The sequence below is a fragment of the Micromonospora sp. NPDC048040 genome (genome assembly GCF_055587185.1).
On sequence record NZ_JBVJGT010000002.1, the window covers coordinates 224,804 to 241,292 of the forward strand.

The window sequence follows — 16,489 nt, forward strand, 5'->3', positions numbered from 1 at the left end:
CCCACCCTGCTCACGGCCCGACCCGGACCACCGCCCGTAATCATGAGGTTGTCGCCCACCACATCGGCGGTGTCGAGGCGACAACCTCATGATCGACGAGCGGGGTCAGCGGGCCGGCGTGGCCACGAGCGCCGGCTCGCCCAGCACGTCGGAGAGGAGCTGGGCGCACCACTCCAGGAGGGCCTGGTCGCGCAACGGCTCGCCGCCGATCCGCCGGGTGCTCGGCCGGGGCACGCTGACCTGGTCGAGCGCCGACTTGTAGACCGAGTCCGGGTGGTAGCGCTTGAGCCGCAGCTGCTTCGAGTCGGGCAGCGGCAGCGGACCGAACCGGATGTGCTTGCCCTGCATGGAGACGTCGGTGAGGCCGTAGCGGCGGGCCAGCAGCCGGAACCGCGCCACCGCGACCAGGTTCTGCACCGGGGCGGGCGGCTCGCCGTACCGGTCGGTCATCTCGGCGACCACCTCGCGCAGCCGCTCCTCGTCGCGCGCCTCGGCGAGCTTGCGGTACATCTCCAGGCGCAGCCGCTCCACGCCGACGTAGTCGTGCGGCAGGTGCGCGTCGACCGGCAGGTCGACCTTGACCTCGGTCTCCTCCTCCGGGCGCTCCCCCTTGAACGCCTGCACCGCCTCGCCGACCATCCGCACGTACAGGTCGAAGCCGACGCCCTCGATGTGCCCGGACTGCTCGCCGCCGAGCAGGTTGCCGGCGCCCCGGATCTCCAGGTCCTTCATCGCCACGTACATGCCGGCGCCCAGCTCGGTGTGCTGGGCGATGGTGGCCAGCCGCTCGTGGGCGTGCTCGGTCAGCGGCTTCTCCGGCGGGTAGAGGAAGTACGCGTACGCCCGTTCCCGGCCCCGGCCGACCCGGCCGCGGATCTGGTGCAGCTGGGCCAGGCCGAGCAGGTCGGCGCGCTCCACGATCAGGGTGTTGGCGTTCGGGATGTCGATGCCGGACTCCACGATCGTGGTGCAGACCAGGACGTCGAACTCCTTCTCCCAGAAGCCGACCATCACCTTCTCGAGCGCCTCCTCGCTCATCTGGCCGTGCGCCACCGCCACCCGGGCCTCGGGCACCAGCTCGCGGAGCTTCCGGGCCGCCTTCTCGATCGACTCGACCCGGTTGTGCAGGTAGAAGACCTGCCCGTCGCGGAGCAGCTCGCGGTGGATGGAGGCGGCCACCTGCCGCTCGTCGTACGCCCCGACGAAGGTCAGCACCGGGTGCCGCTCCTCGGGCGGGGTGGCGATGGTGGACATCTCCCGGATGCCGGTGATCGCCATCTCCAGGGTGCGCGGGATCGGGGTGGCCGACATGCTCAGCACGTCGACCGAGGCGCGCATCGTCTTCAGGTGCTCCTTGTGCTCGACGCCGAAGCGCTGCTCCTCGTCGACGATGACCAGGCCGAGCGACTTGAACCGGGTGGCCGCCTGGAGCAGCCGGTGGGTGCCGATGACGATGTCGGCGGTGCCCTCGGCGGCCATCGCCAGGGCCTGCTCGGCCTCCTTGGGCGTCTGGAAGCGGGAGAGCTGCCTGATCGTCACCGGGAACTGGCTCATCCGCTCGGCGAAGGTGTTGTAGTGCTGCTGCACCAGCAGCGTGGTGGGCACGAGCACCGCCACCTGCTTGCCGTCCTGCACCGCCTTGAACGCCGCCCGGACGGCGATCTCCGTCTTGCCGTAGCCGACGTCGCCGCAGATCAGCCGGTCCATCGGGACGGTCTGCTCCATGTCCCGCTTGACCTCTTCGATCGCCGCGAGCTGGTCCGGCGTCTCCTGCCACGGGAAGGCGTCCTCCAGCTCCCGCTGCCACGGCGTGTCGGGGCCGAAGTTGTGCCCCTTGGACGCCTTGCGGGCGGCGTAGAGCTGGATGAGCTGCGCGGCGATCTCCTTGACCGCCTTGCGGGCCCGGGCCTTGGACTTCTGCCAGTCCGAGCCGCCCATCTTGTGCAGGGCGGGCTGCTCGCCGCCCACGTAGCGGGAGAGCTGGTCGAGCTGGTCGGTGGGGACGAAGAGCCGGTCGCCGGGCTGGCCGCGCTTGCTCGGGGCGTACTCGATGACCAGGTATTCCCGGGACGCGCCGTTGACGGTGCGCTGCACCAGCTCGACGTAGCGGCCGATGCCGTGCTGCTCGTGCACGACGTGGTCGCCGGCCTTCAGCTCCAGCGGGTCGATGGTGTTGCGCCGCCGGCTCGGCATCCTGCGCATGTCCCGCGTGGAGGTGCCCCGCCCGCCGGTGACGTCGTTGCCGGTGAGCAGTACGAACCGGGACGCCTCGTCGACGAAGCCGCTGGCCAGGTTGCCGCAGCTGACCAGCAGCTCGCCGGGGGCGGGGGCGGCCGGGATCTCCTCGGTCAGCCGCGCGCCGAGGCCGGCGTCGCGGAGCACCTCGACCGCCCGCTGGGCGGGGCCGTGCCCCTCGAAGACCAGCGCGATCGACCAGCCCTCGCCGGCCCAGCGCTTCAGGTCGTCGACGACCCGGGCGGTCTCGCCGTGGTAGAGCGGGGCCGGCTGCGCCGCCAGGGTCACCGCGATCGCGTCGTCGGGGGTGACGTCCACCTCGCCCGGCTCGTCCTCCCAGGGCTCCCGCGCCGGGGCGCCCTCCGCCTCGGCCAGGCCGAACGGCGACAACGTCCACCAGGGCCGGCGCAGCCGCGCGGCGGCGGCGCGGACGTCCGCCAGGGTCCGGAAGGCGGCGGCGCCGAGGTCCACCGGGGCCTGCCCGCCGACGGCGGCCGCCGCCCAGCTCGCCTGGAGGAACTCCTCGGAGGTACGCACCAGGTCGTGCGCCCGGGTGCGGATCCGCTCCGGGTCGCACAGCAGCACGTGGGTGCCGGCCGGCATGCAGTCCAGCAGCAGCTCCATCGAGTCGGCGCCGATCAGCGCCGGGGCGAGGGACTCCATCCCCTCGACGGGGATGCCCTCGGCCAGCTTGTCGAGGATCTCGGCCAGCTCCGGGTGCTCCTCGGCCAGCGCCGCGGCCCGCTTCCGCACCGACGGCGTGAGCAGCAGCTCCCGGCAGGGCGGCGCCCAGAGCTGCGGCACCTGCTCGATGGTCCGCTGGTCGGCGACGGCGAAGGTGCGGATCTCCTCCACCTCGTCGCCCCAGAACTCGACCCGGGACGGGTGCTCGTCGGTGGGCGGGAAGATGTCGAGGATGCCACCGCGTACGGCGAACTCGCCCCGCTTGGTGACCAGGTCGACCCGCGCGTACGCCATGTCGGTCAGCCGGCGGGCGACCTCCTCCAGGTCGGCCTCCTGGCCGGCGGCGAGCTGCACGGGTTCCAGGTCGCCGAGCCCCTTGAGCTGCGGCTGGAGCAGCGACCGGACGGGTGCCACGACCACCCGCAGCGGGCCGGTGCGGCCGTGCGCGTCGGCCGACCCCGGGTGCGCGAGCCGGCGCAGCACGGCCAGCCGCCGGCCGACCGTGTCGGAGCGGGGCGACAGGCGCTCGTGCGGCAGCGTCTCCCAGGACGGGAAGACCGCCACCTGATCGGGCGGGAGCAGGGCGCCCAGCGCCGAGGCCAGGTCGTCGGCCTCCCGCGTGGTGGCGGTCACGGCGAGCACGGGGCGGCCCGCGCCGCCACCCGCCCCGCCTCGGGCACCGCCACCCGCCCCGTCGCCGGCCGGGTCCGCCGCGACCGCGGCGACCGCGAACGGGCGCAGCGCGGGCGGCGCGGTGATGTCGAGGCCGTCGACCTGCGCGGCACCGGAGCGCGCCAGGTCACGTGCCCGGGCCAGCCCGGGGTCGGCCAGGGCGGCGGAGAACAGACCGGTGAGCATGTCAATCACTTCCCGTGGGATCGCCGGCTCGGCACGCGGCAGCGCCGCAGCACGACAGAAGCCCCGCGTCCGTCGGGACGGGGGGTGCACGCCCGCCAGCCTATCTCGCGGCGGGGACAATCTCGCCCAGAGCCGACGGGGGCGCGTGGCGCGGAACCCGGATCCCGCCCGGGCCGGCCCCGGGCGGGACCGGATCTTGACCGGGGCGACGCCGGCGTGGTCGGCTTCGATCATGAGTGGGCAGTGGCGGGCACAGTTCGACGCGGAGGTCACCTTCGCCAACGGCGGCGGGCTGCGGACCGACGGGTTCCGGCTCGACATCCCCGGCCGGGAGATCGGCGACGACGAGTTGGCGGCGCTGTTCGTCCGGCACCTCGGGCTGCTGATGGTGGCCGAGGTGCGGATCAGCGGGAAGACGATCATCGAGGAGCCGCACAAGGGCGGCCGGGGTGTGGTCGGAGAGGCCAGCGGCGGTGGCCGGCGGCTGGTCGAGCTGAGTCACGTCATCACCGACGGGATGGTCACCCTGCCGGGCTGGCCGGCGCCGCGGATCGGCGACTGGCTGACGCTCGAGGCGTCCCGGGCGAACTACGCGCCGGGCACGGAGTTCCAGGTGGCCCGCATCGACATGATCGCGAACACCGGCACGTACCTGGACACTCCCGCGCACCGCTACGCCGAGGGCGCGGACCTCGCCGGCACGCCGCTGGACCGCCTCGCCGACCTGCCCGGGATCGTGGTCCGGGTGCCGGCCGGCACCCGCGCGATCGACCGGCTGCTGCTGGCCCCGTACGACGTCGCCGGGCGGGCGGTGCTGCTGCACACCGGCTGGGACGCGCACTTCGGCACCGACCGGTACGGCGCGCCGGAGGCGCCCCACCTCACCGGGGACGGCGCCCGGAGCCTGGTCGAGGCGGGCGCCGCCCTGGTCGGCATCGACTCGATCAACATCGACGACATGAGCCCGGCCGCCGCCGGCGAGCGCCCGGCGCACAGCACGCTGCTGGCCGCCGGCGTCCCGATCGTGGAGCACCTGACCGGCCTCGACGCGCTGCCCCCGGAGGGTCTCCGGTTCACGGCGGCCCCGCCGCGGGTGGCCGGCATGGGCACCCTTCCCGGTCCGCGCCTTCGCCGTACTCGACGCCTGACCTCGACCCGGCCCACGCGGGCGGGCGGCCTCGCTCCGGAGTGCGGTCCAGTCCGTCCGCGCGGAACCGGGCCAAGAGCCGCACCCCATCACCGGATGTCGCGGAGGCAGAGGGGGGCTGATCGAAGGTCGGCGGGGTGCGGGCGTCTTCGTTCGCGACGGAACACCTGACAGCTCACCCTGCCCACCGACGTGGGGACCGATCAGAAGCCGTACTGAACGGGGCCGATCACGGTGAGCCCGGCACGGCGGGCCAGCCACTCGGCGCGCTCGGCCTCCCCCTCACGACCGCCGACGTGCACGAAAACCGTATGCCTGTCGGCCGGCTCGGTCGCCCAGATGTCGGAGGCGTTGAAGACCACCTGGACGTGCGCGTGCTTGACCTGCCACCCCAGGTCGAGGCAGGACACCGCCGGCCAGCCGTTGAGCAACCACTGCACGTGCGCCTGGTCCGGCCCGACGGTCTCCGCCAGTCGCCCCTCCACCAGGCCGAGCCCGCGCACCTGCACATCGACGTCGACCAACGGATCGGCCGGGTCCTGCGGCCCGGTCTCCTTCTCACTGGCCCGGTCCACCCACATCCGGTCCTCCCCGCCAGCCCCCAGCCAGTGGCCGTACGCATCGAGGTAGCGCGGCAGGCCTGAGTGCCGCCCGGTACGCGCCCACAGCTCCACCTCGGTGTTCCGCAGGTCGGCGACGTTCAGCAGGTGACCGACGGCGTGCAGCGCCCGGTCCACGTCCGGCGTACGCAGGATCGGGTACGCCCGCGAGTCGCTCATCAGTAGCGCACCGAGATCCGGCGCTCGACCGCGTCCACCCGGATCTCGCCGCCGTACGGGACGATCAACTGCGGGTCGGTGTGGCCGAGGTCGACGTCGAACACCACCACCGCGTCCGGGTGGTAGGCGGCGAGCGCCCGGGTGACCGCCTCCCGCTGGGCGTCGGCCCACTCCCGCCGCTGGGGCACGGAGTGCGGCCGCTCGAAGTCCCACGCCTTCGCCCGGCCGACGAGCACCGCCGGGAACGCGGCGAGCAGGCCCCGCTCCCCCATGTTGCGCAGGATCCGGAACACCTCGGCGGCCGAGGGCATCTCCTCCGACGTCTCGACGATCAGCACCGACCCGGCCAGCTCCCCGGCCGACGGGACCCGGTCGGCGGCCATCAGCCAGTGCAGGATCTCCAGGTTGCCGCCCCAGGTGCGCCCCTCGACCACGGTCGTCGGCCCCTGCCAGCGCCAGCCCTCCCCCGGCAGCATCTCCGGCTCGTGGGCCAGCGTCGCCGGGTCCTGCCAGTCGTTCGGCCGGTCGCCCCACTCCGGCGCGGGGGTCAGGTCGTACCAGCCGGAGGTGAAGAGGGCGGCGCGCAGCGAGTCGAACGTCAGCGGGTGCGGCCTGCCGGGGCGGCCGAGGTGCACCAGCACCGACCCGCCGTGGTACGCCACGATCCCCAGCCGGTGCAGGTGGTTGAGCACGTTCGTGTTGTCGGAGTACCCGAAGTACGGCTTCGGGTTGGCCCGCAGCACGGCGTCGTCCAGGTGCGGGGTGACCGTGATCAGGTCGTCCCCGCCGATCGTGGCGAGCACCGCGGTGACCGTCGGGTCGGCGAAGGCGGCGGTCAGGTCCCGCGCCCGATCGCGTGGGTCGGCCCCCATCACCCGGGTCGTCGGGTACTCCACCGGCTCCAGGCCGAACTCCTCGCGCAGCCGGCGCAGCCCCAGCTCGTACACGTGGGGGAAGATCGCGGGCAGGCCGGCGGAGGGCGAGACGACCGCGACCCGGTCGCCGGGGCGGGGCTTCGGGGGATAGTTCGGCGACGTCATGATCGGACGCTATCGGGTCAGTCGAACGGTTTCCGCCCGGATAACCACGACGAAAGCCCCGAAAGCCGCCCTAGGCTGGCGGCGTGGACGAGGAGGCGCGCAACCGGCTGCGGACCGTGGGGCTGCTGCTCGGCACCCTCGCGCTCGCCACCGCGTTCATCGCCGCCTACGTCGGCGCGCTGCACCAGCCGACCCCGCGCGACGTGCCCGTCGGGGTGGTGCGCGGCGACCAGAAGGCGCAGGCCCTCCTCGACGCCGTGCGCAACCAGACCGACAAGATCAAACCCGTCGAGTACGACGACCCGGGCGCCGCCGACGACGGCCTGACCACCCGCGAGGTGTACGGCGTGCTCGCCGCCACGGCCGAGGGCGGGCTGACCCTGACCACCGCCAGCGCCGCCGCGCCCGCCGCGGCCGACGTCGTCGTGCAGGTGCTCTCCACCGCCGCGCGGCAGGCCGAACTCCCGCTACGGGTGACCGACGAGGTGCCGGTGGCCGGGACCGACCCCCGCGGGCTGGTCCCGTTCTACCTGGCCGTCGGGTACGTCCTCGGCGGCTACCTCGCCTCCACCGTCCTCGGCCTCGGCAACGGCACCGCGCCGCGCGGACCACGCCGCGCCGGGCTGCGGATCGCCGCGCTGGCGGCGTACAGCCTGGTGCTCGGGGCCCTCGGCGCGGTCGTGGTCGGCCCGGTCCTCGACGTCTGGGACCACGACCTGGTGGGCGTCGCCGCCACCGGGGCGCTGGCGGTGTTCGCGGCGGCGATGGTCGCCTCCGCCGTGCAGGGCTGGCTGGGGCTGCTCGGCACCGGGCTGGTGATCCTGCTGCTGGTGGTGCTCGGCAACCCGGGCTCCGGCGGCATCTACGCCCCCGAGTTCCTCCCCACCTGGCTGCGCGGAATGCACCGGTGGAACGTGCCGGGGCTGGCCACCGACCTGCTGAAGTCCGTCGTCTACTTCGACCGCCGGTCGACCGGCTGGGCCGTGACCGGGCTCGCCCTGTGGTGCGTCCTCGGCGCGGCCGGGCTGCTCACCGCCAGCATGGTCCGGGGCCGGCGGGCGGCGCCCCGCCACGCCGGGCGCCCCGCGTCCCCAACGGACTGAGGAATGGGACGAAACCGGGACCCCCTCCTGACGGCGGGGTCGTCGTGGATACGATCCAGGGGATCGGACAGCGCTGTCCTTCGTACTCACGTAAGGAGCGCCCCGTGAGCGACCAGCACGACCACGACGGCCCCGACGCCGCGTTGCGAGCCGACATCCGCCGCCTCGGCACCCTGCTCGGGCAGACCCTCGCCCGCCAGGAGGGTCGACCGCTGCTCGACCTGGTCGAGGAGATCCGCGCGCTGGTCCGCTCCGACGCCCCGAGCGCCGCCCGGCGTCTCGCCGGCCTCGACGTCACCACCGGCACCAAGCTGGCCCGCGCCTTCTCCACCTACTTCCACCTGGCCAACATCACCGAGCAGGTGCACCGGGCCCGCGACCTGCGCCGCCGCCGGGCCGTCCAGGGCGGCTGGCTGGACCAGGCGGCCAAGATGATCGCCGAGCGCGGGGTGCCGGCCGAGGAGATCGCCGCGGCGGCCCGGCGGCTGGCGGTACGCCCGGTCTTCACCGCCCACCCGACCGAGGCGGCCCGCCGGTCGATCCTGTCCAAGCTGCGCGCGATCGCCGACGAGCTGGACACCGAGACCGCCAACGCGATCCTCTACGGCGCCAGCGACGAGGGCCCGGCCAACCGCCGCCTCGCCGAACTGCTCGACCTGATGTGGCAGACCGACGAGCTGCGGCTGGACCGGCCCGACCCGACCGACGAGGCCCGCAACGCCATCTACTACCTGCGCGACCTCTACGCCGAGGCGGCGCCGCAGGTGCTCGACGACCTCGCCGACACGCTGCGCGCCCTCGGCGTGGAGACCTCCCCGACCGCCCGGCCGCTGACCTTCGGCACCTGGATCGGCGGCGACCGCGACGGCAACCCGTTCGTCACCCCGACCGTGACCCGCGAGGTGCTGACCATCCAGCACGAGCACGGCATCGAGGCCACCGAGAAGGCGATGGACCACCTGATCAACGAGGTGTCGGTGTCCCGGCGGTTGCGCGGGGTGTCGCTGGACCTCTCCGCCAGCCTCGCCGCCGACCTGGACGCGCTGCCCGAGGTGGCGCCCCGGTTCCGCCGGGTCAACGCCGAGGAGCCCTACCGGCTCAAGGCCCGCTGCGTGAAGGCGAAGCTGGCCAACACCCGGCAGCGGCTGCGGCAGGGCACCGCGCACGCGCCCGGCCGGGACTACCGCGGCTCGGCCGAGCTGATCGCCGACCTGGAGCTGCTGCGCGCCTCGCTGGCCCGCAACTCCGGCCAGCTCACCGCCGTGGGCCGGCTCGCCTCCACCATCCGTACGGTCTCCGCGTTCGGGCTGCACCTGGCGACGATGGACGTGCGGGAGCACGCCGAGGCCCACCACGCGGTGCTGGCCCAGCTCTACGCGGCCGTCGGCGAGGTCTCCGACTACCCCGCGCTGAGCCGCCTCGAGCGGACGAAGCTGCTCGCCGACGAGCTGGCCGGCCGCCGCCCCCTGTCCACGCTGGACACGCCGCTGACCGAGGCGACGCGCAAGACGTTCGACGTCTTCGGCACCATCCGCGAGGCGCAGGACCGGTTCGGCGCGGAGGTCATCGAGTCGTACATCATCTCGATGACCCTCGGGGTGGACGACGTGCTCGCCGCGGTGGTGCTGGCCCGCGAGGCCGGCCTGGTCGACGTGCACAGCGGCCGGTCCCGGATCGGGTTCGTGCCGCTGCTGGAGACGCCGAGCGAGCTGAACTCGGGCGGCGAGCTGCTCGACGAGCTGCTGTCCCTGCCGGCCTACCGGGCGCTGGTCGCCGCGCGGGGCGACGTGCAGGAGGTGATGCTGGGCTACTCCGACTCGAACAAGGAGGCCGGCATCACCACCAGCCAGTGGTCGATCCACCGGGCCCAGCGCGCGCTGCGCGACGTGGCCGCCCGGCACGGCGTGCACCTGCGCCTCTTCCACGGCCGCGGCGGCACGGTCGGGCGCGGCGGCGGCCCGACGCACGAGGCGATCCTGGCCCAGCCGTACGGCACGCTGGACGGCGCGATCAAGGTGACCGAGCAGGGCGAGGTCATCTCCGACAAGTACTCGCTCCCGTCGCTGGCCCGGGAGAACCTGGAGCTGACCCTGGCCGCGGTGCTCCAGGCCACGCTGCTGCACACCGCGCCCCGGCAGCCCGCCGAGATGCTGGAACGCTGGGACGCGACGATGGAGCTGGTCTCCGACTCGGCCTTCCGGTCGTACCGGTCGCTGGTCGAGGACCCGGACCTGCCCGCGTACTTCTGGGCGTCCACGCCGACCGAGCTGCTCGGGGCGCTGAACATCGGCTCCCGCCCGGCGAAGCGACCCAACACCGGGGCCGGGCTCGGCGGCCTGCGCGCCATCCCGTGGGTGTTCGGCTGGACCCAGACCCGGCAGATCGTGCCCGGCTGGTTCGGGGTCGGCTCCGGGCTGGCCGCGGCGCGGGCGGCGGGGCTGGAGGACGTGCTGGCCGAGATGCACCGCAACTGGCACTTCTTCCGCACGTTCCTGTCCAACGTGGAGATGATGCTCACCAAGACCGACCTGAGCATCGCCCGCCGGTACGTCGAGACGCTGGTGCCGAAGAAGCTGCACCCGATCTTCCACAAGATCGAGCAGGAGTACGAGCTGACCAAGCAGGAGGTGCTGGCGGTGACCTCCTCGCCCGCCCTGCTGGAGAGCTCCCCGGTGCTCCAGCGCACCCTGGCCGTCCGCGACACCTACCTGGAGCCGCTGCACCACCTCCAGGTCGCCCTGCTGCGTCAGTACCGGGAGTCCGGGGCGGCGGGCCGGGCGGTGGCGACCGCGCCGGGCGGCCGGCGGGCCCCGAGCGACGGCACGGCGCTGGAGCGTGCCCTGCTCACCACGGTCAACGGCATCGCCGCCGGCATGCGCAACACCGGCTGAGGTGTCAGGAAGGGCCCCTTGTCACCGGTCTCCGGGTGGCAGGGGGCCCTTCCTGACACGACGACCGGCGGCCGCTCAGAAGTCGCCGCCGAAATCGCCGCCGCCGAAATCGCCACCACCGAAGTCGCCGCCGCCGCCGAAGTCGCCGCCCTGGTCGCCGCCGAAGTCGCCGCCCTGGTCGGCACCGCCACCGAAGCCCTCCTCGTAGCCGGCCGCGTAGCCGTAGCCCGGGTCGGCGAAGGCCGGCGAGAAGAGCGCGTCGGCGATCAACAGGCCGCCGACCACGCCCGCCCCCGCGCCCAGCGCGGTCTTCCACCACGGCGTGGAGTACCAGCCCGCCGGCACCGGCCGGCCCTGGTAGCGCCCGCCCGGGTAGTAGTAGGGCGTGTCCCGGCCCGGCTGCGGGCCCGCCTTGAACGTCTGCCCCCGCACGTCGACCTGCCGCGGCCGGGTCAGCTCGCCGACGCCCTGCGCGGCGGCCAGCGGGGGCAGCTCGGGGCCGGGGTCGATGCCGAGCGCCACCCGGGCGGCCCGCGCGTACGTCAGCCCCTCCAGCGCGGTCTCCCGGGCCAGGCGGTACTGCTGGACGGTCCGGGCCTGTTCGAGCTGGCCGCCGGCCGCGTTGTAGCGCTCGCCCGCGTCGACCAGCGCCTGGCGGACCGCCGGGTGGTCGCCGTGCAGGTTCATCACCTGTCCGCCCAGACGCTCGTACCAACGCTGGGCGTCGGCCCGCACGTCGGCCAGGCTCCGCGCCTCCCGGGCTGCGCGCTCCCGCCGCCACCAGACGAACGCGCCCACCAGCAGCGCCGCCAGGATCACCACCAGCAGAATTTCCATGGCACGAACGTACCCGGGCCGGTCCCGCCGTACGCGTCTGGCAAGCTCCGGTGGTGGACTTCTCGACGCTGGCCGTGGTGGTCGTCTGCCTCGCCGCCGGAGGCGCGGTGGGTTGGTACGCCGCCCGGGCCCGCTCGGCCACCGACATCGCCCGGCTGGACGCCACGCTGCGGGCCACCCGGGAGGGCGAGGGCCGGCTGGAGCAGTCCATGCGGGCGCTCAGCTACGAGGCCACCGCGCAGTCCCAGGAGGCCGTCGCCCGGGCGGTGGCCCCGCTGCACGAGACGCTGCGCCGATACGAGCAACGGGTGGCCGAGCTGGAGCGGGACCGGGTCGACGCCTACGCCGAGCTGCGCGAACAGGTCCGCACGATGAGCACCGTCTCCGGCGAGCTGCGCACCGAGACCAAGCAGTTGGTGGCGGCGCTGCGGGCGCCGCAGGTGCGGGGCCGCTGGGGCGAGCACCAGCTGCGCCGGGTCGTGGAGGCGGCCGGCATGCTGGAGCACTGCGACTTCTCCGAGCAGGTCACCGCCGCCACCGACCACCAGGGGGTCCGCCCCGACCTGGTGGTCCGGCTGCACGGGGGCCGGTCGGTGGTGGTGGACGCCAAGGCGCCCTTCGACGCCTACCTGACCGCGATGGAGGCCCGCGACGAGCGGGGCCGCGACACCCACCTCGACGCGCACGCGCGGCACCTGCGGGCACACGTCGACGCGCTGGCCGCCAAGTCCTACTGGGCCGCGTTCGACAGCACGCCGGAGTTCGTGGTGCTCTTCGTGCCGGCCGACCCGTTCCTCGACGTCGCGTTGCAGCGCGACCCGACGCTGCTGGAGCACGCGTTCGCCCGCAACGTGGTGCTGGCGACGCCGGCCACCCTGGTGGCGCTGCTGCGTACCGTCGCCTACTCGTGGCGGCAGGAGGCGCTGGCCCGCAACGCGGTGGCGGTGCACTCGCTGGCCCGCGAGCTGTACGGCCGACTGTCCACGCTGGGCGACCACGTCGGCAAGCTGGGCGCGTCGCTGGGCGGGGCGGTGACCGCGTACAACCGGGCGGTGGGGTCGCTGGAGGCCCGGGTGCTGGTCAGCGCCCGCAAGCTCGCCGAGCTGGGGGTCTCCGACGGGGAGCTGGCCGCCCCGGCGCAGGTCGAGCTGGCCCCCCGCCAGCCGCAGGCGCCCGAGCTGCTGGACACGGCCGACGCGCCGACCGGCGGGTCGACACTGGACTGACGGCCGATTCCTATCACCTCCGATGTGACAACGCGCATTTGCGCACGTCACGAAGTGGTCACAACGAACTCGTCGGTAGTGACACCACCTGCGCCACCACGAAGGATTTGGTCACGTGTGCCCTGCATCTGAGGGCCCTGTTCTCTGGAGGAAAGAGAACGTGAGCAAACCCCGAAATCTGAGCCGGCGTACCTCCGCCGCGCTCTTCGCGTCGGTCGTGGCGGCCAGCGCCGTGACCGGCGCGGGCGGAGCCGCGAACGCGAGCGCCGCGCCCACCGCCGCCCCCGACACCTCGCAGGTCACCCCCGTCGAGGCCCTTGGCTCGCACGACGCCAAGCTGCTCGCCGAGGCGGAAGCGAAGAAGGCCCCGACCGTCACGCTGATCGTCGCCACCGAGAAGGGCGAGGCGAAGGACGTCGCCGCCGGCCTCAAGGCGCTCGGCGCCGCGGTCACCGAGCGGTACGACAGCATCGGCTACGTCCTGGCCAAGGTCCCCACCTCGAAGGTGGTGAAGGCGGCCACGCTGCCCGGCGTCTCCGCTGTGGACCTGGACGAGACCATCCAGCTCCCCGACCCGGCGCCCGAGGTGGCCCCCGCCGGCAGGAAGGCGGCGAAGCAGGGTGCGACCCTGCCCGGCCCCGGCGCCGACACCCCGGCCGCCAACCCGTACATGCCGACGCACGAGACCGGCGCGGTCTCGTTCGTGAAGCAGCACCCGGAGTGGGACGGCCGCGGCGTCACGATCGGCATCATGGACTCCGGTGTGGATCTCGGTCACCCGGCGCTGCAGCAGACCACCACCGGCGAGCGGAAGATCGTCGACTGGGTGACCGCGACGGACCCGTTCGAGGACGCCACCTGGCGCGCCATGATCACCGAGGTGACCGGCCCGTCGTTCACCGCGGCCGGCGCGACCTGGAAGGCCCCGGCGGGCACCTACCGGTTCAACCGGTTCGCCGAGTCGGTGACCACGAACAGCGACCCGGCCGGTGACGTCAACCGCGACGGGGACCGGACCGACGCCTTCGGCATCCTCTACGACCCGGCCACCCACAACATCTGGGTCGACACCAACCAGAACAACGACTTCACCGACGACGCCCTGATGCGGCCGTACAAGGAGAAGTTCGACGTCGGCCACTTCGGCACCGACAACCCGGCGACCCCCGTCGCCGAGCGGATGCCGTTCGTCGTGGAGTACCGCGAGGACGTGGACACCGCTCCCGCCGGCGGCCCCGGCCTGGTCGACTACGTCAACATCGGCATCGTCGAGAGCACCCACGGCACCCACGTCGCCGGCATCACCGCCGCCAACGACATGCTCGGCAACGGCGCCTTCGACGGTGCCGCGCCCGGTGCCAAGCTCGTCTCCGCCCGCGCCTGCTCGTGGGGTGGCGGCTGCACGTACGCCGCCCTCACCACCGGCATGGCCGACCTGGTGATCAACCGCAAGGTCGACGTGATCAACATGTCGATCGGCGGCCTGCCGGCGCTGAACGACGGCAACAACGCCCGCGCCGAGCTCTACAACACCCTGATCACCACCTACGGCGTGCAGATGATCATCTCGGCCGGCAACTCCGGCCCGGGCCTGAACACCATCGGCGACCCGTCGGTGGCCGCCAACGTGATCAGCGTCGCGGCGAGCATCAGCAAGGACACCTGGCTGGCCAACTACGGCTCGGTCGTGGAGCAGAAGAACGCGCTGTTCAACTTCTCCTCCCGTGGCCCGCGCGAGGACGGCGGCGTCAAGCCGAGCATCACCGCGCCCGGCTCCGCCATCTCCACCGCGCCGACCTGGCAGCTCGGCAACCCGGTCCCCGAGGCCGGCTACCCGCTGCCCCCGGGCTACGCGATGCTGAACGGCACCTCGATGGCCTCCCCGCAGGCCGCCGGCGCCGCCGCTCTGCTGCTGTCGGCCGCCAAGGCGACCGACAAGGGCGTCACCCCGGCCGCGCTGCGCCGGGCCGTCTACTCGTCGGCCAAGCCGATCAAGAACGTCCCGACGTACGCCCAGGGCTACGGCATGTTCGACGTGGCGGGCGCGTGGAAGCTGCTGCGCAAGGGCGTGGAGACCCGCTCCTACACCTCCGACGCCCCGGTCTGCACCGTGCTCTCCGGTCAGCTCGGCACCCCGAACCGGGGCACCGGCGTCTACAACCGTTGCGGCTCGGCCGACGGCGGGCACCAGGTCGGCCAGTTGAAGACCTACCAGGTCGGAATCACCCGTACCAGCGGGCCGGCCGGCACCGTGAAGCACGTGGTGGGCCTGCGCGGCAACGACGGCACCTTCAAGGCGCCGAAGACCGTCTCGCTCCCGCTGAACGAGACCGTCACCGTCACGGTCACCGCCAAGCCCGCCACCTCCGGCGCGCACGGCGCGATCATGACGATCGACGACCCGCGCACCTCGGTCATCGACTTCGAGGTCTCCGCCGTCGTCGTGGCCTCGAACGACGTGCAGAAGCCTGACTACTCCTTCTCGGCCGAGGGCTCGGTCGAGCGGAACGGCTTCACCTCGTACTTCGTGACGGTGCCGCCGGGCGCCGGTGCCCTCCAGGTGAACCTGTCCGGCATCGCCACCGGCTCGCAGACGCGGTTCATCGCGTTCAACCCGTACGGCGTCCCGGTGGAGAGCACCTCCAGCCTCGCCTGCTACACCAACTTCTCCGACGCCAACGCCTGCAAGCCGCAGGAGCGCGACTACCAGAACCCGATCGCCGGGGTCTGGGAGATCGAGGTGGAGTCCCGCCGGACCTCGCCGTCGCTGAACAACCCGTACCAGCTCACGGCACGGGTGCAGGGTGTCGCGGTCGAGCCGGCCGTGATCGAGCTGCCGTCGGTCGCCGCCGGTGCGGCGACCCCGGTGACCTGGTCGCTGACCAACACCTTCGGCCCGGTCGCGGTGGCCGGCCAGGGCGGGCCGCTCTCCAGCGTCCACGCCGAGCGGCCGACCATCACCGAAGGCACGACGCAGGAGTTCATCGTGGAGGTGCCGGCGGGGGCGACCCGCTTCACCGCCCGGATCGGCAACCCGGCCAGCGCCGCATCCGACCTCGACCTCTTCGTCTTCCGTGGTGCCACGGAGGTCGGCCGGGCCGCCGACGGCGACTCGGAGGAGGCCGTGACCATCAACAACCCGGCGGCGGGCACCTACCGGGTGGTCGTCGACGGCTACGCGGTCGACGGCGCCGGTGGCAGCACCGCCTACGACTACCGTGACTCGTTCTCCGCGGCGGCGCTGGGCAACCTCTCGGCGTCGGCCACCCCGCTCACCCTCGCCAACGGCGCCACCGCCACCCTGACCGGTACGGTGACCGCCCAGGCGACCCCGGCCGCCGGCCGGGCGCTCTTCGGTGAGCTGTCCGTGGTGACCACCGAGGGCGCGGTCGTCGGCCGCGGCGCCGTCTCCATCGGCACCGTGAACTGACCCGTCCCGCACCGGAACACCGGAGCCCGCCCCCACCCGGGGGCGGGCTCCGCCCGTTCGTGGGTCCGACCACGGCCAACCAGCCGACGGGGCGACGGGGCGACGGGGCGACGGGGCGACGGGGCGACGGGGCGACGGGGCGACGGGGCGACGGGGCGACGGGGCATTGTCCACGCCGCGCTGTCGAGCTGCCCCGTCCATGAGACCGGTTCGAGGCGGCGGACCGACGGGCCGGACACCGCCCGCCCTGCCCCTATCC

The 16,489-nt window shown here is 73.6% G+C and carries 9 protein-coding genes; 5 read left to right on the forward strand and 4 right to left on the reverse strand.

From position 1 onward, the window contains the following. Positions 1-105 precede the first annotated feature (105 nt). A complete protein-coding gene (gene mfd / locus ACZ6O2_RS03330) occupies positions 106-3,777 on the reverse strand; it encodes a transcription-repair coupling factor (protein WP_466021855.1) in 3,672 nt (1,223 codons plus the stop codon). 232 nt (positions 3,778-4,009) lie between these two features. On the opposite strand from mfd, the gene ACZ6O2_RS03335 reads away from it, so the two are divergent. Beyond that, positions 4,010-5,095, forward strand: coding sequence for a cyclase family protein (locus ACZ6O2_RS03335; protein ID WP_466021856.1), 1,086 nt, complete (start codon positions 4,010-4,012; stop codon positions 5,093-5,095). A 32-nt stretch (positions 5,096-5,127) separates the two neighbouring features. Here the strand turns inward: ACZ6O2_RS03335 and ACZ6O2_RS03340 are convergent, their stop codons facing one another. After that, complete coding sequence (locus ACZ6O2_RS03340; protein ID WP_466021857.1) at positions 5,128-5,703, reverse strand: hypothetical protein; 576 nt, start codon at positions 5,701-5,703, stop codon at positions 5,128-5,130. Then, positions 5,703-6,743 carry a S66 family peptidase gene (locus tag ACZ6O2_RS03345; protein WP_466021858.1) on the reverse strand — a complete coding sequence of 347 codons (1,041 nt, stop codon included), beginning with the start codon at positions 6,741-6,743 and terminating at the stop codon, positions 5,703-5,705. Before ACZ6O2_RS03345 ends, ACZ6O2_RS03340 begins: the two co-directional genes overlap by 1 nt. Before the next feature lie 83 nt (positions 6,744-6,826). Here ACZ6O2_RS03345 and ACZ6O2_RS03350 point away from each other — a divergent pair, with 83 nt between their 5' ends. Beyond that, a complete protein-coding gene (locus ACZ6O2_RS03350) occupies positions 6,827-7,846 on the forward strand; it encodes a hypothetical protein (RefSeq protein WP_466021859.1) in 1,020 nt (339 codons plus the stop codon). Positions 7,847-7,950: 104 nt separating this feature from the next. Then, positions 7,951-10,737 (forward strand): phosphoenolpyruvate carboxylase, encoded by a 2,787-nt coding sequence (ppc, locus tag ACZ6O2_RS03355; RefSeq protein ID WP_466021860.1) that lies wholly within the window; start codon positions 7,951-7,953, stop codon positions 10,735-10,737. 75 nt (positions 10,738-10,812) lie between these two features. Here ppc and ACZ6O2_RS03360 read toward each other — a convergent pair whose 3' ends face one another. Then, positions 10,813-11,574 (reverse strand): hypothetical protein, encoded by a 762-nt coding sequence (locus ACZ6O2_RS03360; RefSeq protein ID WP_466021861.1) that lies wholly within the window; start codon positions 11,572-11,574, stop codon positions 10,813-10,815. 53 nt (positions 11,575-11,627) lie between these two features. Here ACZ6O2_RS03360 and ACZ6O2_RS03365 point away from each other — a divergent pair, with 53 nt between their 5' ends. Together ACZ6O2_RS03365 and ACZ6O2_RS03370 are read left to right on the forward strand one after the other, a co-directional pair. Next, complete coding sequence (locus tag ACZ6O2_RS03365) at positions 11,628-12,800, forward strand: DNA recombination protein RmuC (protein ID WP_350703394.1); 1,173 nt, start codon at positions 11,628-11,630, stop codon at positions 12,798-12,800. A 160-nt stretch (positions 12,801-12,960) separates the two neighbouring features. Beyond that, positions 12,961-16,230 (forward strand): S8 family serine peptidase, encoded by a 3,270-nt coding sequence (locus ACZ6O2_RS03370; RefSeq protein ID WP_466021862.1) that lies wholly within the window; start codon positions 12,961-12,963, stop codon positions 16,228-16,230. Positions 16,231-16,489 lie beyond the last annotated feature (259 nt).